This window comes from Bradyrhizobium sp. 14AA (assembly GCF_054185205.1).
In genome coordinates, this window is record NZ_JAVAYM010000003.1 from 394074 (window position 1) to 415931 (window position 21858).

Genomic DNA, 21858 nt, shown 5'->3' on the forward strand with positions numbered 1-21858 from the left:
TCTGGCATTGTCTGTCCCGGCAGCGACGGTTGCGGCTAATGCAGACTTCCTATCACTTCACTTCTGGGGCGGGCTCGTTCTTGGCGGATTTATGTTGGTCCTTTCCGTCGTGACGTCGAGGAGAGGTGAGCCGTCCGCAGTGACCTTGGACGAAGCGATGGCGATCAAGGCTTTCGAAACGATCAAGGACGGTATCACGGTCTATGATGCGGACAAGTGCGTGCTCGCCAACGACGCTTCAGCCAACATGCTCGGGTTTTCCAGTGGAGAAGAGTTGAAAGGGTTGAGTATCGCCTCGCTTTCGCTGGATCCTCAACCGAACGGCAAGACTGTTGCGCAGATGTTCGAGCAGACCAATGAGGTTGTGACGCGGTCGGGACACGTGGCGATCGAATGGTGGCTTCAGCGCAAAGATCAATCCTCCATTCCGGTCAGAATAAGTCTTGTTGTTTCGGAATTCACCGGCCGTCCGGTAGTCGTGTGTGTATGGCAGGATATAACCGACCTGGTCCGGATGCGGGAAGAGAGGCTGAGTCTTGCGAAGAGATTTGATGGCGATGTGTCGCGGGTCGTCGACGTTGTGGCGAGTTCAATGCAGGACATGCAAGCGGTCGCATCGGAAATTACAGCTTCAACGGGCGATGTCTGTCTTCGCACTGAAGCCATGACCGAGATGGTGAAAAAGACCGAAGGAAACTCGACCGCCGTTGCTTCGGCCGCTCAGGAGTTCTCGGCTTCGATTTCGGAAATCAGCCGACAGGTTTCGACGGCCGCTAACATTTCGCAAACTGCGCGCGACAAGACCGGACACGCTGAAGCAACGTTAGGTGAGCTTGTTGCTTCGGTGACGAAGATCAGCAGCGTCGTCCAAATGATCGAGGGCATAGCCTCGCAAACCAATTTGCTGGCGCTCAACGCAACCATCGAGGCAGCGCGAGCCGGCGAAGCGGGGCGAGGCTTTGCAGTGGTGGCTGGGGAAGTGAAGAATCTTGCCGCGCAGGCTGCAAAAGCGACGAGCGAGGTTGATGCTCAAATTCTTGCCATTCAACAAAGGACGGAACTGGCGACTGCGTCGATGAGTGACATCGCTGGCATCATCGACAAGTTGCAGGAGATATCCAACAGCATATCGGCGGCGATAGAGGAGCAGTCGATCGTGACGAACGACATCTCGCGAAGCATTACCAACATCAGTTCCGATATGCGCGAAGCGTCCCGAGATATTGACCAACTCAACGATGCCTCGCGTGCCTCTGGCTCATCGGCGGGGCAGGCCGTTGGGAAGATGAAGAATTTGAGCAGCAATATCGTTTCATTGCAGGGGCAGGTCAGCGACTTCTTGATCAAGATCTCGGCGTAACGTGGCGTGCTCAGTTCAGGTGCAGGTCAAGCAACCAAGTCGCCCACGACGTCTGCTGAGTGGGACGTTGGTCGGCCAGACGGAACTCTATAATCGGATCGATAACCGTTGTCGGTTCATCCGGGCGCGGTTCGTAGGCCAGTTCGGATGCTGGTTCGATAGAGTTGCGATCGAGCGATGCTGTTGTAAACCTCTGTTTCGACGGTCAGCTGGCACTCAGCGAGTGGTACAGAGTTTGATTGTCTAGCTCTGAGGGGTGACCGGTTGGCGACCTTGCTTGCAGTTTGCGATGAACGGATGGCGCGACATCATGCGGCCGTCCGCATCCACGCCAGTACGTCGGCTTGCGGTAGTGCCAATCGTTCATGCGGATATCACTCGTGATCCGAGCTCCCTAGTGATCCGCTTCCAACGCCCTCGCGAATTCAGTGCGTTCCTCATCCACCGAGACGGGTGCGAAGTCGGATGTAGAAAACGCATCGCCTCGACATGAATCGCCTCCCGCATGGCCACCGCCGTTCGGACAAATTAGGTAACCTGCTACTGCTGAAACGGAGCCAGGTTTAAGTTTGGGCCCAGTTCGCCAGAGGAGACAGACGATGAAGGGAGATTTCCGGAAGAGCAGTCCATCTAGGTCTTGATGGCACACGCTGCCGGTCGGCTACGCCAGTCGAGCGTCCCGCTTGATCCGGGCTGCGGCAGTAAGTGAACCTTGCAGAAGGGCCGTAAAGGGGAAGAAGGATTGGGCAGGGGGAACACCAGGAGCGCCAAGGATAATTAACCATCGATCTTCGTGGGAATCATTGTCACAAACGATGGAAGTCTTGCTTTCAAGTTCTACCCATGGCGCGGTGGATGCGCGCCATTTAATTCAAGAGAGTAGCCGATGCTGCGCGCGGACCTGATCCGTAGCGTCGCTGCGGATCGCCTCAAATGTCCGCGTAAGCGATAGATTGCCGCCTCAAGCGCATTGGTCGAGACCTCATGGTCGAATGAATAGATGCTATCCTCCAGTGAGGCGCGCGGCACCGTGCGCCCAGCATGGCTGAGCAGATACTCAAGAACGCACAGTTCACGATGCGCGATGCGGAGCGGCCGTCCATCCACCCAGGCTTGCCGGGCAATCGGATCGAATTCGACATTCCCAAATATGATGAGCGGGGCCGTCATTTGCTTCGATCGCCGCAGAATGGCTCGCATCCGGGCGATGAGCTCAACAGTAGACAGCGGCTTTGGCAGGAAATCGTCCGCCCCACCGTTGAAGCTTGCAATTCGGAGATCGAGATCGTTGAGCCCGCTTATCACCATCGCGGGCATCGATTTTCCGTTCCGCCTCAATTGCTTCAGCCAGTCCAAGCCGTCTCCATCCGGTAGAGCCAGTTCGAGAAGAAGAATGTCATAGCATGCGCAATCAAGAGCTGCCGCCGCTTCGTCCAGAGTGCGTGTCACATCGACGGCGAACCCACACTCCACGAGTGCTCCTTGGACAGCCCGCGCGAAGGCGGTTTGATGATCAACCAGTAGCGTTCGCATTCATAGTCTTTCGCCAATCTACGACGGGATGATTGAGCGGCTCATCGTCGACCGTGAGGCCACGCGATTCTTGTAAAGCTCTCCCTTTGGAGCAAACGCCGGAAGCCGGAACTGACGCAGAACAACGGTCGTCAACGACCAATCTATCCGATCCGTCCATCGGCCTATTGGTACCTTCGGCCGTCCGCTGCGGACGCTCGTGGTGATCTTGGCGTCAGCAGGTAGGGTCCGAATCATTGAAGGGATCGAGGGCCGTGACGATACCCTCGCGCATTTGCCCGCCAACGCTCCCAACGAGACAATATACGTCTTTCGAAAACACATGCCGAACCCTGGCGATCCCCAAAACCGAGTCACGTGCGCTCCCGACGCTGCAGCCTATCGAGAGACCGTGAACATTGGCCGGTGCATCCCGGCATTGGCACCAGTCACGCATGTGGTGCGAGCCAGCGTGGCCTGCATTCACCTCGCATAACGGATACTGGCGTAGCCTCGGATGTGGAACCTGAATTCTGATCGTTCTCCCATCCGGCTTGGGCGAGGCGAAGACGGCCATCCCTGCTCTCCAAGTGACCGACTTGCGCCCGGCGCAAGGCCGGCGGCGATGGTTCTCCCGCCTGGCGCATCGGCCATTTCAACAACGTGCCACCGCAAGACGCGTGATGAGTTTGCAGCGCAACCTTAAGAGCTTCAGACATTCGCAATTCTTGCTCGCTGTCAGGATGGTTTGGCGCTGCCGAGAGAGTCTCGGCAGGCCCGTGTCGGAAAACCTACAATCTGACGCTACGTACGATTCAAGTCCATCCGCGGGCCCGGGTCAGAAATTTCCTGACATTCGCAGGCCCGCTTAAGCAGCGAGAGCAAGATATTGACCGGCGCAAGGCGTCGAGCGTCGGCAGAATTGGCTTGGAGTGCCCGGATATCGCCTCTCCGTCGGTTATCAGGATAACGGGCTTCGAGGCTGCGCTTCAGCAGGAGCAAATCAAAAAGACAGTCAAGATGCCTCGTTAGGGGCGGGCCTTCCGAAAGCGTCGAGCGTGCTGCCATTCGAGATCAAGCCCATGCCTCGAGTGTCGGGGTTGGGACACACTGCTCGGCCGCATATACCTCGCTAGACCCAAAGATACGCCAACCATGGCGCGTTGGCATTGGCACGAGCCTTGAAGGGGAGAAGGCGTCCGGCATCGCATTTTCAGGAAATCACCATTATTGCGTACAAGATAGCCGCGTCCCAGTGCACCGCCTGTGGCGCATGTGAGTTTGAGTGCCCCAACGGGGCAGTCAACCTCAAGCGCGACGTATATGTGATCGATCCGAAGACGTGCACCGAATGCGAGGGGCATTTCGGCGCGCCGCAATGCGCTGCTGTCTGCCCGGTTCCCAACACGTGTGTCCCGGCTTAGCGGAGCGGCGATGCGCATGGTCGGCACCAGCAGAACGGTCGAGACACAATTGAGCCCTGCGGCCTTCCTTGTTGGTGACCTGGTTAGAGTGACGGTCCGTTCCGCGTTAGGCCTGATTGAGTCGCTGGCCTATACGGTCGAGGGGGGACGCCATAACCGTTGCCGGACGTGGCCGGAATGGTCTCTGCGCGTGCGGAGGCGCCAATGGTAGCCGTACAAGAGACGATCGAGTGCGTGAAGTGCATCGACGTCGACCCAGTATCGTTATGGGTTTGAGACCTTGATCGACTCCGAAAGGCTCCAAAGAGGTTGTCGGAAGATACCGCCAAATTCATCTCGCAGAAGACAGAACGAACCGGCCTGGATGCTCCTGTGGCGGCTCGAAGCCTGTCGCCGCCGGCTGACCATGATCGCGCCGACCTGGGCGCGCTCCAGCGCGGCCTCACCCAGGAGGAGGCGGTCGGCCCCGTCGTCAACGGCTTGGTCAAGGACGGCTCCAGCAGCTGGCGATGGAATTCGCAGTGGAGGCGCAGAAGCTGATCTCGATCCTGCTGGAAGGGGCGGTCGGCTAGCTCTGACCCCATCCTGAGGAGGCCGCGCAAGCGGCCGTCTCGAAGGATGGATACCGGATTGATTGTTGGCCTCATCCTTCGAGACGCGCCTTCGGTGCCCCTCAGGAGGAGATAGACGGAACGACACAATGGCATTGCTTGAAGTGAAAGGCCTGAAGGTTCGTGTCAAGGAGCGTGAGATCCTCCACGGGCTGACCCTGACCGTGAACGAGGGCGAGATTCACGCGATCATGGGGCCGAACGGCTCCGGCAAATCGACGCTCTCCCATGTGATCGCCGGCAAGCCCGGTTATGAGGTCACCGACGGCCAGATCGTGTTCAAGGGCGAGGACCTCCTGAAGATGGATCCGGAAGAGCGCGTCGCGAAGGGGGTGTTCCTGGCTTTCCAGTATCCGGTCGAGATCCCCGGCGTTGCCATCATGACCTTCCTGCGCACCGCGCTGAACGCGCAGCGCAAAGCGCGCGCCGAGAGCGAATTTTCGCCTCCGGACTTTCTGAAGAAGGTTCGCGAGGTCTCCAAGTCGCTGAACATCCCGCAGGACATGCTCAAGCGCAGCGTCAATGTCGGCTTCTCCGGCGGCGAGAAGAAGCGCAACGAGGTGCTCCAGATGGCGCTGTTCGAGCCGAGCCTGTGCATCCTCGACGAGATGGATTCCGGCCTCGATATCGACGCGCTGCGCATTGCGGCCGACTGCGTCAACGCGCTGCGTTCGCCGGGGCGCGCCATGGTCGTCATCACCCACTATCAGCGGCTCCTCAATTACATCGTGCCGGACGTCGTGCACGTGATGTCGAGGGGCCGTGTCGTGAAGAGCGGCGGCAAGGAACTGGCGCTAGAGCTGGAAGCGTCCGGCTATGCCAATTTCCGAGGACGCGGCTTGGCCGTGTTGCGGATATTCCGATGACCCTGGCTCTGGCGAATACCAATCCCGAATGCCCGGCGAGAGACGTTTTTAACGCCGCGCGCGGACGGTTACCTGGCGCGGGAGCTGTTGCCGATGCTCGCGCCCGCGCTTTCGACGCATTCGAGCGCGCTGGCCTGCCGCACCAGCGCCTTGAGGAGTGGGCATACACTGACCTTCGCGTGCTGATGCGCGCGGTCCTGCCGCTGGCGCCGGTACCGGACGTTGCCGCGCTGGTGCGCGCAAAAGCGGCAGTTGCGCAGACGGCACTCGAAGGCGCGGCTAAGCTGGTGCTGGTCGACGGAGTGTTCGCGCCTGACCTGTCGGACCTGGCGGCGTTCGGCGAGGGCGTCGATGTCAAGACGGTGCCTGAGTTTCTGGAGTATCCAGCCGGGGCCGATCTGCTGATAACCTTCGCGACGGATCCGATGATCTCACTGAATGCCGCGATGGTGACTGACGGTGTCGTGGTCACGCTTGGCGATGGTGTCGCGCTGAGCCCTCCGATCCAGATCATTCACGTCGCGACTCAGGCTTTATCGTCTGCGTTCACACGCTCGCATCTGAAACTTGGCAAGAGCGCACAGGCGACCCTGGTCGAAAGCTTTGTTGCTGCCGATGGCGCGAGCGCCTATCAGGTTCACGACGCGGTGATCGCCCAGATTGGGGAAGGAGCGAATCTTTCGCATTTGCGCGTGGTGGCTGACGCAGCTGACGCCACGAACATCTCGTCAAAGATGATGACCGTCCACGAGAAAGCGACGGTCAGTTCCTTCAATATGACCTATGGCGGAGCTGTCACTCGCTACCAGGGCTTCATCACATTGGCGGGTGCGCGTTCCGAGCTCTCCATCAACTGCGTCAACCTGCTCAACGATACCCAGCACGGGGACACCACGCTGGTGATTGATCACGCCGCACCTCGTTGCACGAGCGAAGAGAATTTCCGCTGCGTGGTGGACGATCGCGGCCATTCCGTGTTCCAGGGACGCATCATCCTCAACGCGCAGAAATCGCAGGGCACGATGATGACGCGGGCGCTGCTCCTGTCTGACGAGGCCAAGGCCGATAACAAGCCGGACCTGCAAATCTTCGCGGATGATGTCACCTGCGGCCATGCCGCGACATCAGGCGCGCTCGACGACAGCCTCTTGTTCTATCTGCGCGCGCGCGGCCTGCCCGAGAAGGAGGCGCAGGCGCTTTTGATCCAGGCGTTTCTCGGCGAGGCGATCGAGGAGATCGCAGACGCTGGTCTGCGCGAGTTCGTGAGCGCGCGGGTCGCGCGCTGGCTGGAGACGCGGCGATGAGCACGCATCCGGCCGTTCGCGGTTCCGCTTATGACGTGATGCGCGTTCGTGAGGAGTTTCCGGCGCTTGCCATTCGGGTGTATGGCAAGCCGCTCGTCTATCTCGACAATGCTGCCTCGGCCCAGAAACCCAGGGCGGTGCTCGGCCGCCTCATGCGGGCCTGTACAAGTGAATATGCCAATGTGCATCGCGGCCTGCATTACCTCGCCAATGTCGCGACCGAAGCCTATGAGGGGGTGCGGACCAAGGTGGCGCAGTTCGTCAACGCCCGCCGTTCAGAAGAGATTATCTTCACCCGCAATGCCACCGAGGCGATCAACCTCGTGGCCTCTTCCTATGGGCAGCCGAATATCGGCAACGGAGACGAGATCGTGCTCTCGATCATGGAGCACCACTCCAACATCGTGCCCTGGCATTTTCTGCGGGAACGTCACGGCGCGGTGATCAAATGGGCCCCGGTTGACGACGATGGCAATTTTCTGATCGAGGAGTTCGAAAAGCTCCTCACCCCCCGCACCAAGCTGGTCGCAATCACGCACATGTCGAACGCGCTTGGGACCATCGTGCCGGTTAAGGATGTGGTCAAGCTGGCGCACGTTCGCGGCATCAAAGTGCTGGTCGACGGCGCGCAGGGCGCCGTGCACCTGCCGGCGGACGTGCAGGACATCGGTTGCGATTTCTACGTCTTCACCGGTCACAAGCTCTACGGGCCGACCGGGATCGGTATGCTCTACGGCAGGCATGAGCTGCTTGCTGCGATGCGGCCCTTCAATGGCGGGGGCGAGATGATACGTGATGTGGCGCAGGACCGGGTCACGTATGGTGATCCTCCGCACAAGTTCGAGGCCGGCACGCCGCCGATGGTCCAGGCGATCGGACTGGGGGCCGCCATCGACTATGTCAACTCGATCGGTAAGGCGCGCATCGCCGCGCATGAGCAGGATCTTGCCGAGTACGCGCACGAGCGCTTGGGTGAAATCAAGTCGCTGCGGCTGATCGGCATGGCGAAGGACAAGGGGCCGCTGATCTCCTTCGAGCTGAAGGGCGTCCATCCCCACGATGTCGCGACGATCATCGATCGGCAGGGCGTTGCAGTGCGCGCCGGCACGCATTGCGCGATGCCGTTGATCAAGCGGTTCGGTGTGCCAGCAACGTGCCGTGCGTCATTGGCGCTCTACAACACGTATGCAGACGTTGATGCACTCGCTCAGGCCGTTATTGCGGCCGATGAATTGCTCGCATGAACAGGCGACCGCGCCCCAGGCGATAACGGATGGCTCCGTCGCATCGCCGCACCAATACGTGAAATCCTCATGAGCGTGTGGCCTCTGCCGGCGCGGGTGAGGCGGTTCTTTGGCGCGACCAGAAACGAGGGCATGCGTGCTGGTGGACCATGGCGCGGCATTGGCTGATGCGAACGAAATCGAAATCCGGCGGTAGAGGTTCAGGTTCACAAGCATCCCTGTCAAGTCACGTTTCAATCCGCAGGCCGTGCTCGCGGTCATGCGCGCTGGCTAGCGACATGGTGGGTCTTGGCGCGGCAAGGGAGATTTTGAGTCCCCTTAGTTGGTGCCATAACGATTTGATTTTACCGTATAAAACTGTTTTTCAGGAGGGTGGAATGGATGATTGAGAACCGGGAAGGGCAAGAAGGTCATCGCGGTGCTGCAGACGGCGGTCGTGAACCACGAGGCAGAGAACTATTCCCTCTTCACTGATCCGGATTGCCACACCTTGAAGGACTATACGATGCGCGGGATCCAGGCTTTCGGCCTTGCTGCTGTCGGGGTGAAGAGGTGGCCGCTATTTTGCCACCACAACCGACCGAACCGGAATCCCGGACTGCGCTTTCATGCCCTTCGACGTGAAGCGTACTGCGGCTTCGGTGAAATCATCCTGATCTCGGACAGAGGCGAAAAGGCCAACTGACCACAGCAAACTCATTGATTGGAATTGGGGTGTTTTCCCGACGCGCTTCAGGAGGATCGGGTCTGCGGCCAGCGCGCGAGGCACAGCTTCATCAAGCTGAACACGCTGTGCCTGCCACTGCCCTGGCAAGCAGCGGAAAGGGAAAGCGCCCGCCGGTGGGGGCGGGCGCAGGGTTCAGCACGGGTTTTGGAGTCAGTGGAACGTGAAGTTTCCTGCGGTCAGGCCCAAGCTGGCCAAGCCGTCCACGCTGTGCACATTGCTCAGGTGGGCGAACTCGTCAACATGGTTCGCGGAGGTGACGTAGGCCAGATTCGCAGTCATGCTCTTGTATCCAAAGTAGACGATCATGTCGCCGGGGGCCGCGGAAATGGCACTGGCTGCGTCAGAGCCGTTGGAGAAACCCCGATCGGTGATCACCACGACATGTTCCCCATGAGCACCAGAGGCTGGGCCACTGTAGAAGGTGTCCACCTGATTGCCAGACCGCATGCTGACGTGATTGATGAAGTTCGCGTTAAGACCGTCGCTGCCAAAGCCGACCGCGTCGAATGCGAAGGTGTCCTGTGCCGGGTCGAAATCCACGATAGTGGTGTGGTCGGGGTCCGACCCATACCGTGGGTCGAATCCGGGGATCGGGTTGTGGAACTGGAACGCAAAGGTGTCGTTGCCGGTGCCTCCCGTCAGGGAATCTCTGCCGTCACCGGCGAAGAGGACGTCGTCGCCGGGACCGCCGTAGAGTTTATCATTGCCCTCATTGACGATTCGCGGTTTGTCGGGGCCGTTGTCGCCATAGAGGAAGTCGTTACCCTCCTCGCCGAAGACGTTGTCATTGCCCGCGCCACCGAAGACTCGGTCATTGCCCTCGCCGGCCGAGATGAAGTCGTTTCCGGCACGACCGTCGATCCAGTCATCGCCCTTGGGGTCGGTGATTATATCGTCACCGTCGCCGCCAAAGAGACTATTGCTGCCCGGACCGCCAAGAATTGGTTTGTCCATCGCGAATACTCCTTGTTAGACAGCCCCGCCATGCCACCTGGCCCGTTCATATTGCTCATCGGCCAATTGGAATAATTCATTGTTTTGATAGAACGCATCGGCATGGCGGATACATCCATGTGCGCTTCTCTGGCGCACTTCAGCGCATCAGCTGGTGCGACCCGGTTTGAGCGGTTGGCCGCCGGGCTATGACGCAGTCGCCAGCGGGCGCGCCAAGCCCACCCCAAGGCTACCGTTTTGCAGCCGAATATCAGCGGTGCAATGCCACGCCCGCTGCTCGTTGTTTTCTATCGAACAGGCGCAAGCGAGTCTGTCCATGGAGAAGTCCCGATGTCGGCTTTGCAACACAGTCCGGCCGGGCTCGCCGACAACGCTATGTTCTTCCAACTCCGCTCGTTTTTGCATTTGCACGTGGCTGGCACGGTCGTTGCTAAACTCTTCGCTGAGCGCCGTCTCGCTAACTCTCAAAGGATATCAGCATGAGCTTCGCTACGACCGAAAGCATTGAGGAGATCAAGGCCCGCAATAAGGAACTCATCCAGGAAGTGTTGACGGTCTATCCCGACAAGACCGCGAAACGGCGCGCCAAGCACCTGAACGTTCATGAGGCCGGGAAGGCGGATTGCGGAGTTAAGTCCAATCTCAAATCCATTCCCGGCGTGATGACGATCCGCGGCTGCGCCTATGCGGGCTCCAAGGGCGTGGTCTGGGGACCGATCAAGGACATGATCCATATCAGCCATGGTCCGGTCGGGTGTGGCCAGTACTCCTGGGGGTCGCGGCGCAACTATTACGCCGGTACGACCGGTATCGATACGTTCGTGACCTTGCAGTTCACGTCCGACTTCCAGGAAAAGGATATCGTGTTCGGCGGCGACAAGAAACTCGTCAAACTCATTGATGAGCTGCAGGAGCTGTTCCCGCTCAACAACGGCATCACCATCCAGTCGGAATGCCCGATCGGTCTGATCGGCGACGACATCGAGGCGGTATCTAAAGCCAAGTCGAAGGAATATGGCGGCAAGACGATCGTGCCGGTTCGCTGCGAGGGCTTCCGCGGCGTCTCGCAGTCGCTCGGGCACCATATTGCTAACGATGCCGTGCGCGATTGGGTCTTCGACAAGCTCACGCCCGAGAAGTCCCGCTTCGAGTCAACGCCCTACGATGTTGCGATCATCGGGGACTATAACATCGGCGGGGATGCCTGGTCGTCTCGAATCCTGCTGGAAGAAATGGGGCTGCGCGTGATCGCCCAGTGGTCGGGAGACGGGTCGCTGGCCGAACTCGAGGCTACACCGAAGGCGAAGCTCAACATCCTGCATTGCTACCGCTCGATGAACTACATCTCCCGTCACATGGAGGAGAAGTTCGGGATTCCGTGGTGCGAATACAATTTCTTCGGTCCCTCAAAAATCGCGGAGTCACTGCGCAAGATAGCGGGCTATTTCGACGACAGGATCAAGGAAGGAGCCGAGCGGGTGATCGCAAAGTATCAGCCGCTTGTTGATGCGGTGGTCGCAAAATACCGCCCCCGCCTGGAAGGCAAGTCCGTGATGCTGTTCGTCGGCGGATTGCGTCCACGCCATGTGATCGGAGCCTACGAGGACCTCGGCATGGAAGTCATCGGCACCGGCTATGAGTTCGGCCACAACGATGATTATCAGCGAACCGCCCAGCATTACGTCAAGGACGGCACGCTCATCTACGATGATGTCAACGGCTATGAGTTCGAGCGCTTCGTTGAGAAGATGCAGCCTGACCTGGTCGGCTCGGGCATCAAGGAAAAATATGTGTTCCAGAAGATGGGTGTGCCGTTCCGGCAAATGCACTCCTGGGACTATTCCGGTCCGTACCACGGCTATGACGGCTTTCCGATCTTCGCGCGCGACATGGACATGGCTATCAACTCGCCAATCTGGGGGAAGACCAAAGCGCCCTGGAAGGCTGTCGCAGAACCGAGGCTTCTGGCTGCGGAATAAGCGGCCTCTTCGCCTCTCGTCCGAGGCGTCGAGCCGACATTGACCACGATTTTCAAGAGGATTCCCACGAAATGGCGCAGAATGCAGAACACGTGCTCGATCATGTCGAGCTGTTCCGCGGTCCGGAATACCAGCAGATGCTGGCGAACAAGAAGAAGATGTTCGAGAATGCTCGAGATCCCGCGGAGGTCGAACGCATCAGGGAATGGTCGAAGACGCCCGAATACCGCGAAAAGAACTTTGCGCGGGAAGCGCTGACGATAAACCCGGCCAAGGCTTGCCAGCCGCTCGGTGCGGTCTTCGCCTCCGTTGGATTCGAGGGCACACTGCCCTTCGTTCACGGTTCCCAGGGCTGCGTCGCTTATTACCGCAGCCATCTGTCGCGGCACTTCAAGGAGCCGAGTTCCTGCGTCTCCTCGTCGATGACGGAAGATGCTGCAGTCTTCGGCGGCCTGAACAACATGGCCGATGGGCTCGCCAACAGCTATAACATGTACAAGCCCAAGATGATCGCGGTCTCCACGACCTGTATGGCGGAGGTGATCGGGGATGACCTCAACGCCTTTATCAAGACCTCCAAGGAGAGAGGGTCTGTCCCAGAGCATTTCGATGTGCCGTTCGCGCACACGCCAGCCTTCGTCGGCAGCCACATCACGGGCTATGACAATGCACTGAAGGGTATCCTCGAGCATTTCTGGGACGGAAAAGCCGGGGCAGCACCGAAGCTCGAGCGCACCCCCAACGAGAAGATCAACTTTATCGGCGGCTTTGACGGCTACACTGTTGGCAATACCCGTGAAATCAAGCGCATCTTCGACTTGATGGACGTCCAGTACACTATCCTCGCCGACAATTCCGATGTGTTCGATACGCCGACCGACGGCGAGTTCAGGATGTATGACGGCGGTACCACGCTGGAAGAGGCCGCAAACGCGGTTCACGCCAGGGCGACGATATCTGCGCAGCAATGGTGCACGGAAAAGACGCTTGCGTTCATCGCCGGCCATGGCCAGGAGGTCCTGGCTTTCAACCATCCGGTTGGCGTCTCCGCGACCGACGAGCTGCTCATGGCGTTATCGCGTATCAGCGGCAAGGAAATCCCCGAGGCACTGGCGCGAGAGCGCGGCCGCCTGGTCGACGCGATGGCCGACTCCAGCGCGCATATCCATGGCAAGAAATTTGCGATCTACGGCGACCCAGACCTATGTTATGGGCTGACTGACTTCCTGCTCGAATTGGGCGCCGAACCGGTCCATGTGCTGTCCACGAATGGGAACAAGGCTTGGCACGATAAAATGCAGGCCTTGTTTGCGAGCTCGCCGTTCGCTCGGAACTGCCATGCCTATCCAGGGCGAGACCTCTGGCACATGCGCTCGCTGCTCTTCACGGAGCCGGTCGACTTCCTGATCGGCAATACGCATGGCAAATATCTGGAGCGCGATACCGGCACCCCGCTGATCCGCATCGGTTTCCCCATTTTTGATCGGCATCACCATCACCGCTCTCCGGTGTGGGGCTATCAAGGCGGCATGAACGTTTTGGTGAAGATCCTCGACAAGATTTTCGACGAGATCGACAGGAAGACCAGCGTGGCAGGCACCGACTATAGCTTTGACATCATTCGTTGATGACGAAAGACGCTCAAGTCATCGCCGGCAAACATCGGCGGTGGCTTAGCGCGCGATGGCTGATCTCATTAATCGCGATTGAGAGGAGAAACAGATGAGTTCGCTTTCGGCCAGAATCCTGGATGTCTTCAACGAGCCGGGCTGCGCCAAGAATGCCGACAAATCGGAGGCTGACCGCAAAAAGGGCTGCACCAAGCAACCTAAGCCGGGCAGTGCGGCGGGCGGGTGCGCCTTCGACGGCGCCAAGATCGCGCTGCAGCCCTTCACCGATGTGGCCCACCTGGTGCACGGCCCGATCGCTTGTGAGGGCAATTCCTGGGACAACCGCGGTGCAGCTTCGTCCGGTGCCAGCATCTGGCGGACCGGTTTCACCACTGACATGAACGAAACCGACATCGTGTTCGGCGGCGAGAAGCGGCTTTACAAGGCGATCAGGGAGATCTTGGCGAAATACGATCCGGCGGCGATCTTTGTCTATCAGACCTGCATTCCGGCCATGATCGGCGACGACATCAATGCCGTCTGCAAGGCGGCGTCGCGGAAGTTCGGCAAGCCCGTGATTCCCGTCAATTCGCCCGGCTTCGTAGGTTCGAAAAACCTCGGCAACAAGCTGGCCGGGCAAGCGTTGCTTGATCATGTCATCGGCACCGAAGAGCCGGACCGCACCACGCCCTGCGACATCAACCTGATCGGCGAATACAACCTGTCGGGCGAATTGTGGCAGGTCAAGCCGCTGTTCGACGAGCTCGGCATCCGCATCCTGTCCTGCATTTCCGGGGATGGGAAATATCGTGAAGTGGCCTCATCGCATCGGGCGCGCGCCGCCATGCTGGTGTGTTCGAAGTCGATGGTCAATGTCGCGCGCAAAATGCAAGAGCGCTACGGCATCCCGTTCTTCGAAGGCTCATTCTACGGCATCCAGGATTCCAGCAATGCGCTGCGCAACATTGCGCGCGTTTTGGTCGCGCGCGGGGCCCCGGAAGATCTGATCGGCCGTACCGAGGCGGTGATAGCGCGGGAGGAGGCGCGCGCGTGGGCGAAAATCGGATCCTACAGGCCCCGCCTGACCGGAAAGAGGGCCCTCCTCATCACAGGGGGCGTGAAATCCTGGTCCGTGCTGGCCGCGTTGCAGGAGGCCGGCCTTGAGCTGGTCGGCACCAGCGTCAAAAAATCCACGGACGAAGACAAGGAGCGCATCAAGCAGCGGATCGGGCAGGACGCCCATATGATCGACGACATGGCCCCACGCGACATGTATAAGATGCTGAAGGGCGCAAAAGCGGACATCATGCTTTCCGGCGGCAAGTCGCAATTCGTCGCGCTGAAGGCGGCGATGCCCTGGCTCGACATCAACCAGGAGCGGTCTCATGCCTATATGGGCTATTTGGGGATCGTGAAGCTGGTCGAGGAGATCGACAAGGCGCTGTACAACCCGATGTGGGAGCAGCTGCGCCGGCCAGCCCCATGGGACGATACCGCCAGGGATGGCCACCCCATCCCCACGGCCCTTGCGCAGGCGGACGGGCAGGCCGCCGAGACCCCTGCGCTTTTGGAGCCAAGCCGCCGCGCAAAAAGGGTCTGTCTCTGCAACACAGTCGATCGCGGTACGATCGAGGATGCAATCCGCTTGCACGGTCTGACCAGCGTCGAGGCCGTCAGAGAGCACACCGACGCATACGGGGGATGCTGCAGGCGCCGCATCCAGGACATCCTGAGGGCGATGTCGGTCTCCCAGCCGCCTGCCATGCGGCAGGCCGCGGAATAGGACGGCGCCATGGCTATCGTCAGCACGACATGCAAGGCCTGCACGGTCAACCCGCTGAAGATGAGCCAGCCCATCGGCGGCGCCTTCGCGTTCATGGGCCTGCGCGGAGCGATGCCGGTTCTCCACGGCTCGCAAGGCTGCACATCCTTTGGGCTTACGCTGTTCGTGCGGCATTTCAAGGAGGCGGTCCCGCTGCAGACCACCGCGATGAGCGAGGTGACAACCGTGCTCGGCGGGTATGAAAATATCGAGCAAGCCATCCTCAACATCCACAATCGAACCAAGCCGGAAATCATCGGGATCTGCTCGACCGGGGTAACGGAAACGAACGGCGACGACATCGACGGCCACATCAAGCTGATCCGCAAGAAGCATCCGCAACTCGCCACATTTCCTTTGGTCCATGTCTCGACGCCTGATTTCAAGGATGCGTTTCAGGACGGCTGGGAAAAGACAGTGGCGCGCATGGTCGAGGTGCTCGTAAGGGCGCCAACGATCGAGGCAGAGCGCGATCCCGTGCGGGTGAATGTCCTGCCTGGATGTCACCTGACGCCCGCCGACCTCGATGAGGTCAGGACGATTCTGGAGGATTTCGGGCTAAAGCCAAGCTTCCTGCCTGACCTTGCGGGATCGCTGGACGGGCATATCCCTGAGGAGTTTACGTCAACGACCATCGGCGGAATCGGCATTGAGGAAATCGCCAGCATGGGCCAGTCCGGCTGGACCATTGCCATCGGTGCGCAGATGCGGCGGGCGGCAGAAGGCATGCAGACCAGGACCGGGGTGCCGTTTCGCCTGTTTGAGCGACTGTGTGGCCTCATCCCCAACGATGAATTCATCGCGTTCTTAAGTGAGATCAGCGGCCGCCCTGTACCGCCGAAGTACCGGCGCCAGCGCGGGCAGCTCGCTGATGCGATGCTGGACGCCCATTTCCAGATCGGCGGCCGTAAGCTCGCGATCGGTGCAGAGCCTGATCTCCTGTTCGACCTGTCCAGCATGCTGCACGACATGGGCGCGCAGGTCACGGCGGCCGTGACGACCACGCCCTCGCCCGTGCTGGAGCGGGTCAGGACCAAGGAGGTCCTGATCGGCGATCTCGAGGATCTGGAAGAGCGAGCTCGGAGAGGGAATTGCGATCTGCTGATCACGCATTCGCACGGCCGCCAAGCCGCGGCACGGCTGAAGATCCCGTTTCATCGCGCGGGATTTCCGATGTTCGACCGAATTGGCGCAGGCCACCAGCTCTCCGTTGGCTATCGCGGCACGCGCGATCTGATCCTCCATATCGCCAATCTCCTCATCGCCGACCGCGAGGAAAATCATCAGCCTCAGCCCGATAGCTGGCGGACCTCGATGTCGCCTCTCGGGTCTTCCGGCCGCAGCCTCGTCGACGCAACAGAGAGTTCGATTGCATGAAAGTCGCATTCGCTACCCAGGATTTGAGCCGCGTCGATGCGCATTTCGGCTGGGCCAAGAACATTGTCATCTATGACGTCGGGCCGGGCGGGCACGTCTTTCTGAAGGCGGTGCAGTTTGACGGCGATCTCAGGGAAGACGGCGATGAGGATAAGCTCGCGCCCAAGATCGAAGCGATCAAGGATTGCGCCATCCTCTATGTCGTTGCCATCGGCGGCTCCGGCGCGGCGCGGGTGGTGGCGAACAAAATACACCCTATCAAGGTGGACAAGCCCGAGAGCATCCTGGCGCTGCTCGAAAAGCTCCAACGGATGCTGCAGGGCACGCCGCCCCCCTGGATCCGCAAGGCCCTGGCCAAGGCCAAGGAGCGCACGCTTGATTTCGAGGAATGAGGATCACATGACTGAGGCGGCTGAGGCGGGGCAACCCGATACTGCTCTTGATGCCCCGTTCGTCAAGCACCTGATCAAGATCTGGCGCGCTGAGGACAGCCATGGAGCTTGGGAGAGCAAAAGCGATCTCGACTTGCTCGAACCCTATGTCTTGGACAAGGAGAAGCGGCACGCGCTGCCGATCGTAGGCGATCCAGACCCAGACACGGTGTGGCGCCTGGAGCTGTTCTTCAATGCGGTCGCGCTTTCGATCGAGAAGGCGACCGGCGTGATGATCCAGCCGATGCTGAAGATGCATCATGAAGGCTTTGGCCGCATGGTGCTGATCGCTGGCCGCCTGATCGTCGTCAATAAGCAGCTGCGCGATGTGCATCGCTTCGGGTTCGAAAATCTTGCGAAGCTCGCCGCGGAGGGTGACAAATTTGTCGCAGACGGGATCGGGATGATCCGAAAATTTCCAGACGCGGCGAATTATTGAGGGCGGGACATGAGCGAACTTGAAACACTGAAGGCAGACATCAAGAAGCTGTCGGCCAAGGCGACGCAAGCCAAGATGGATCTGCATGACTTGTCAGAGGAGCTGCCGCTCAACTGGCGCTCGATCATGGCGGTGGCGCAAAGAACGCATGATGCGTTTGCCGAACTCGAGAAAAAGCGCGAGGATCTCAAGGCACAGGAAACGGCGTAAGGGTATACAAAATGTCATTTGCAACGCGCGACGGCCGCGGCTGGATGCCCGATTATCTCGTATCGATCGATCCCGGCAAATGCATCGGATGCGGCCGCTGCTTCAAGGTCTGTGGTCGCCATGTCATGACATTAAAGGGGATCAACGAGGAGGGCGATCTTGTCGACCTTGACAGCGACGAGGACGATGAGATCGAAAAGAAGGTCATGGTGATGAATGATGATGGCGCCTGTATCGGTTGCGGCGCCTGCGCCCGGGTCTGCCCGGCCAACTGCCAAACCCACGTTCCCGCCGCGGCAGAATGAGCTTGTGGGCGCCTCCGTCGTCTGTGAAGGAGACTTGGCGCGAAGGTGCGGTTGAGAGAAGTCCGGCGGTCGCAACTTCGCGCTGCGTGTTCAGTGGCGCAACTTGGCGCCGGCCGCGGACAATAGCTGGGCCGCGTCGATGAGCATCCGAACACACGAACATGCCCGTCTCCCCTGACGGGGACCTGATGATGTCTGGTCCGTAAAGGTACGCTCACTCCAGGCTGGAGCGATCAATGTGCGAGCGAAAAGGACCGGCGAGGACTTACCTCAACGAAGGGCTTACTAAGCGAATGGCACAATGGAGATTGTCTCGGCGCGCGGCGTGAACGGCATTGTCGCCGTGGTCCCCGTCTCGCCTCATAGAGCAGCGGATCCCCCGCTGGTCGGACTGAACCTCGCGGTGGCCGGGCGACGGCAGAGTTCTTGCGCGGCTCGCGCTTAGAACTCGGCGGCTCCTTCCGGCGTGGTACTCGCGGCACAATCCACCAACGGACTTAGAAGAATACTGACGTCGACATCAAGACGTTCAGGGCATGTCCGGTTTGGCGTGTGTATGTAATGGTTGTCGGATGATTGATGTATAGCAGGCCAAGGGTTGCATAAACCCCTGGCGCCAGCCGCGCAGTGTATCTTCCCCAGATCGCCGTACTATCGCGATGGACGAGATCGCCTTTAGCCAGGGCCGCATCGACTGCAAAGTGGCTCCAAGCGATATTGGTGGCAGCAATGGCAATCTGGTCACGTGGCCGGCTGCTGAATAGTCCTTTCGCATAAAGACGAAGCTCGAGATAGCGGCTGACCTTGTTGACGTCAGACGGAGCGTACATGGCGGAGAACCCACCATAGATACCCCGAGCTGGCGAACCTTGGGCATCAGATTGCCAAAACTGCCGGTCCGCGGCCACGTAGTAGGCGCTGTTCGCGTTGGCTCTCGGTTGGAGCGGATACGCCAAGTGCGGATAGCGGCTGTCATTGAAACCGATTCCAGCCCGCAACCAGGTCTCGGGCAATCCTGGAGCCGCCTTGTTCTTAAATCCAGTTTCATCAAGCAATAAAATGCCGGCGTCGGCCGTGCGCCAGTCCAAACCGGTGGGATTTTCGGTTATGTGGGCCAACTGGCCATCCGACCTGGTCGAGCGCTGGATCGAAAACTTGGTGTAGAGGCGGTCGTCAAAATTGTACTTCACGTTGAGAGCCGGCGTCGGCGCGGAATCGTTGCTCATTCCGGCTTGGGACAAGATCACTGGCGTCGGTCCAAATGGATTCATTCCCAAGAACTCGTCATGATTTCTGAGGTAACCCATCTTGATTTCGAACTTCCTGTCGAAAAACGTCTGGTAATAGGCAATTGTATTGATCCCCACCCTATCGGGCCCGGCAGGCTTCCAGGTCCAATATTGTTGCTCAGCTCCCACGGTTATCTGACCATCGGGAATTCCAAATCGGCCGAGATCGTAGGTCACGATCATGAAACTGACAGTACCGAATGTCGGACTCTCGCCAACATACCGCTGATTGAAGATGGTGCTTTTGGATGCATGCGGCAGTCGGTTGTCGATCAAGCTGTTTTGCGTCCAGCCCACATAGCCGATCCCGAGATCCGCCAGCGCAGATCTAACCCCGCCCTTGTCCTGATCGATCGTATCCGCAGGCCCGGGTATGTTGAGCCAAATGCCTTTTTCACGCAGGTTATCGAACTTCGCGAACGGGTCGATCTTCTTTGGGGGCCTGGCCTCAGCAACTTTGTCTGGACGATCGTGCCTTGAGTCAGGGATATTGGTCGGTTGCGCCGGTGCCGGGCTGCCGTCGAGATGCCTTGTTCGCTTGAGCTGACGGCTTCGGGTGGCCGTGCCCCTCTGCTTTTGAAAGTGTTTTCCAGGAGCCTCATCCGGCATCTCGCTCCTGGTGTCTGATGCATTCTCAACTCCTGCCAACGCCGAACTGCAGAGACTCGCCGCAAAGGATACGGCGATGGCAAGCCCGGCTTGCGTCAGAGTAGATCGAGCGCTGAAGACCGGAGCCGCAGTCGAGCGAGTTCGAACCGACATCGCCACGCCCGCATGCGACGTGAGTTTCCCCTCCTTGTTGCTAGCCTTGATAGATTGTGCGCCGACCAGATCGGCCCGGAGCTTACTCGCAACGTCCGGAAGCTGCTGCGTCAGTAAGCGCGTCATGGATGTCCATGAGCAAGGTGAGATTGTGGTCGGAGGAGATGTCATCGCTCAAGGCGCCGGGGATGGACATTGTTCAATGCCGACAGCGGACCACGCTCGTGGATGCTGTAAGCGCAAACGAGCGGAAGAGATTGCGTCGGCGGGATCTTTGACGTCTCTGGGAGAACCCTAAGCGACCTACGCGGGCGGCTCCTTGGCGGCCTTTATGCGCATCGAGCTCAATCGACCATCGGTGCTGACGGGCACCTCGCCAGCGACGGTGGCACGGCGAACGACACGACGCTGGTCGACGTAATCCCTGACTGCATAATGTTGCGTGGCGCGGTTGTCCCAGATCGCCACATCGCCCACCTTCCAACTCCACCGCACGGTGTTTTCGGGCGCGGTGATATGGGACTGGAATAGGGTGAATAGCCTCTGGCCGTCATATTTCGGGATGCCAACCAAGCGTTGCACCACGTCGCCGAGCACCAGCGCGCGTTCTCCGGTTTCGGGATGGACACGCACGACTGGATGCTCGGTCTCATAGACCGTTCTGGCGAACACCTCGTCGAGATGCTTTTTGTCGGCCTCGCTGTTGGCCATGACGGAGTAGTCGAACGCATTGCTGTGAACCGCCCAGAGTTCGTCGGCAAGCCGTTGCAGCGGCGCGGAGAGGTCCAGATAGGCGGTCGCGGTGTTTGACCAGATCGTATCGCCACCAAATTGTGGGATCACGACGCCTCGCAGGACCGCGATTTTAGGATAAGCCTCGAAGAAGGTCCCGTCGCTGTGCCAGAGGTCCGCTCGGCGAGGGGGGCGCGCGGAATCAATCTCGATCATCGATACCGTTCCCTCGATGACAGCGAGTATCGGATACGCCATAAGCATTCCGAAGCGAAGGGCAACGCGCTCCTGCTCTGCGTTGTCGAGATGGCCCTGATCGCGAAAGAATAGAACCTTGTGCTCGAGCAGCAGGCTGTTGATCGCGGTAATCGTCTCCGCCGGCAAATCGCCCGACAGCTTGATGTTCCTGATTTCAGCACCGATCCGCGCCGCGCGCTTTGCGATATCGGCTTGCGGAATGATACTGTCGATCGAGGATATCTTGGTCATGCTGTCATTCTCCTGAAAGCGCATCTGTTCGCAAAACCAACCTTTCGGGGTGGGACGCGAATGAGTAAGTCGCAGAATCGGACGGCCCATGCAGCGTTATCAAGTGCCGCTGCGAATGGACCCGTTGCTGCGCGTTTAACGCGATAACAACGAGATCACGGTTGGCCTGCACGACACTCATTTTCCGGTCGTTTGACATGCCCGGTCACCTCGAACAATTGCGAAGATTGGTAGTTGACTGAGACCCAAGCCTATCCACGTTCATGCGGGATCGACGAGGCAATGCTGCCGTCAGGTTCTTTGTATCCCATGGCCACGACTCAGCAGGCGGGGCAGTAGAAGAGCTGATGATCTCGTTGTATTGCATGGCCGCAGGTGTTTGACGATGTGCCATTGGCGCAAGCGGCGATA

At 59.3% G+C, this 21858-nt stretch carries 19 protein-coding genes and 1 pseudogene; 16 read left to right on the forward strand and 4 right to left on the reverse strand.

Annotated elements, in window-relative coordinates:
• Positions 1 to 157: 157 nt before the first annotated feature.
• On the forward strand, positions 158 to 1360 hold the full coding sequence (locus tag RAD15_RS09590) for a methyl-accepting chemotaxis protein (RefSeq protein ID WP_458176628.1): 1203 nt from the start codon (positions 158 to 160) through the stop codon (positions 1358 to 1360).
• 837 nt (positions 1361 to 2197) lie between these two features.
• On the opposite strand, the gene RAD15_RS09595 is transcribed toward RAD15_RS09590, so the two are convergent.
• Complete coding sequence (locus RAD15_RS09595) at positions 2198 to 2893, reverse strand: response regulator (RefSeq protein ID WP_458176630.1); 696 nt, start codon at positions 2891 to 2893, stop codon at positions 2198 to 2200.
• 1208 nt (positions 2894 to 4101) lie between these two features.
• Here RAD15_RS09595 and RAD15_RS09600 point away from each other — a divergent pair.
• From RAD15_RS09600 to RAD15_RS09630, 7 genes and pseudogenes are all read left to right on the forward strand, one after another.
• Positions 4102 to 4296 (forward strand): 4Fe-4S dicluster domain-containing protein, encoded by a 195-nt coding sequence (locus tag RAD15_RS09600; protein WP_458176790.1) that lies wholly within the window; start codon positions 4102 to 4104, stop codon positions 4294 to 4296.
• A 204-nt stretch (positions 4297 to 4500) separates the two neighbouring features.
• Positions 4501 to 4726, forward strand: a pseudogene (locus RAD15_RS09605) (Fe-S cluster assembly protein SufB); the annotation flags it as partial.
• Positions 4669 to 4836 (forward strand): hypothetical protein, encoded by a 168-nt coding sequence (locus RAD15_RS09610; protein ID WP_458176802.1) that lies wholly within the window; start codon positions 4669 to 4671, stop codon positions 4834 to 4836. The pseudogene RAD15_RS09605 and the gene RAD15_RS09610, both read left to right, overlap by 58 nt.
• Before the next feature lie 160 nt (positions 4837 to 4996).
• On the forward strand, positions 4997 to 5773 hold the full coding sequence (gene sufC / locus RAD15_RS09615) for a Fe-S cluster assembly ATPase SufC (protein ID WP_458176632.1): 777 nt from the start codon (positions 4997 to 4999) through the stop codon (positions 5771 to 5773).
• On the forward strand, positions 5770 to 7077 hold the full coding sequence (sufD, locus tag RAD15_RS09620) for a Fe-S cluster assembly protein SufD (protein WP_458176634.1): 1308 nt from the start codon (positions 5770 to 5772) through the stop codon (positions 7075 to 7077). The genes sufC and sufD overlap by 4 nt, the downstream gene beginning before the upstream one ends.
• The gene (locus RAD15_RS09625; protein WP_458176636.1) at positions 7074 to 8321 is read left to right on the forward strand and encodes a cysteine desulfurase; all 1248 of its coding nucleotides are present in this window, start codon (positions 7074 to 7076) and stop codon (positions 8319 to 8321) included. The genes sufD and RAD15_RS09625 overlap by 4 nt, the downstream gene beginning before the upstream one ends.
• A 385-nt stretch (positions 8322 to 8706) precedes the next feature.
• Positions 8707 to 9006 (forward strand): hypothetical protein, encoded by a 300-nt coding sequence (locus RAD15_RS09630; RefSeq protein ID WP_458176638.1) that lies wholly within the window; start codon positions 8707 to 8709, stop codon positions 9004 to 9006.
• 192 nt (positions 9007 to 9198) lie between these two features.
• On the opposite strand, the gene RAD15_RS09635 is transcribed toward RAD15_RS09630, so the two are convergent.
• Complete coding sequence (locus tag RAD15_RS09635) at positions 9199 to 10002, reverse strand: calcium-binding protein (RefSeq protein WP_458176640.1); 804 nt, start codon at positions 10000 to 10002, stop codon at positions 9199 to 9201.
• 479 nt (positions 10003 to 10481) lie between these two features.
• On the opposite strand from RAD15_RS09635, the gene nifD reads away from it, so the two are divergent.
• The 8 genes from nifD (at position 10482) to fdxB (ending at position 18175) form a co-directional block, all read left to right on the forward strand.
• Positions 10482 to 11981 (forward strand): nitrogenase molybdenum-iron protein alpha chain, encoded by a 1500-nt coding sequence (gene nifD, locus RAD15_RS09640; protein WP_458176642.1) that lies wholly within the window; start codon positions 10482 to 10484, stop codon positions 11979 to 11981.
• Between the two features lie 71 nt (positions 11982 to 12052).
• Positions 12053 to 13609, forward strand: a complete 1557-nt coding sequence (nifK, locus tag RAD15_RS09645) for a nitrogenase molybdenum-iron protein subunit beta (protein WP_458176644.1) — start codon at positions 12053 to 12055, stop codon at positions 13607 to 13609.
• Positions 13610 to 13703: 94 nt separating this feature from the next.
• On the forward strand, positions 13704 to 15374 hold the full coding sequence (nifE, locus tag RAD15_RS09650; RefSeq protein ID WP_458176646.1) for a nitrogenase iron-molybdenum cofactor biosynthesis protein NifE: 1671 nt from the start codon (positions 13704 to 13706) through the stop codon (positions 15372 to 15374).
• A 9-nt stretch (positions 15375 to 15383) separates the two neighbouring features.
• Positions 15384 to 16790, forward strand: coding sequence for a nitrogenase iron-molybdenum cofactor biosynthesis protein NifN (gene nifN, locus RAD15_RS09655; RefSeq protein ID WP_458176648.1), 1407 nt, complete (start codon positions 15384 to 15386; stop codon positions 16788 to 16790).
• On the forward strand, positions 16787 to 17182 hold the full coding sequence (gene nifX, locus RAD15_RS09660) for a nitrogen fixation protein NifX (protein ID WP_458176650.1): 396 nt from the start codon (positions 16787 to 16789) through the stop codon (positions 17180 to 17182). The genes nifN and nifX overlap by 4 nt, the downstream gene beginning before the upstream one ends.
• A 7-nt stretch (positions 17183 to 17189) precedes the next feature.
• Positions 17190 to 17660 carry a NifX-associated nitrogen fixation protein gene (locus tag RAD15_RS09665; protein WP_458176652.1) on the forward strand — a complete coding sequence of 157 codons (471 nt, stop codon included), beginning with the start codon at positions 17190 to 17192 and terminating at the stop codon, positions 17658 to 17660.
• Positions 17661 to 17669: 9 nt separating this feature from the next.
• Positions 17670 to 17870 (forward strand): CCE_0567 family metalloprotein, encoded by a 201-nt coding sequence (locus RAD15_RS09670; protein WP_458176654.1) that lies wholly within the window; start codon positions 17670 to 17672, stop codon positions 17868 to 17870.
• 11 nt (positions 17871 to 17881) lie between these two features.
• Complete coding sequence (gene fdxB, locus RAD15_RS09675; RefSeq protein ID WP_458176656.1) at positions 17882 to 18175, forward strand: ferredoxin III, nif-specific; 294 nt, start codon at positions 17882 to 17884, stop codon at positions 18173 to 18175.
• A gap of 497 nt (positions 18176 to 18672) precedes the next feature.
• Here fdxB and RAD15_RS09680 read toward each other — a convergent pair whose 3' ends face one another.
• The gene (locus tag RAD15_RS09680) at positions 18673 to 20352 is read right to left on the reverse strand and encodes a carbohydrate porin (RefSeq protein WP_458176658.1); all 1680 of its coding nucleotides are present in this window, start codon (positions 20350 to 20352) and stop codon (positions 18673 to 18675) included.
• Between the two features lie 177 nt (positions 20353 to 20529).
• Positions 20530 to 21447: a TauD/TfdA dioxygenase family protein gene (locus RAD15_RS09685; RefSeq protein WP_458176659.1), complete on the reverse strand. Its 918-nt coding sequence runs from the start codon at positions 21445 to 21447 to the stop codon at positions 20530 to 20532.
• Positions 21448 to 21858 lie beyond the last annotated feature (411 nt).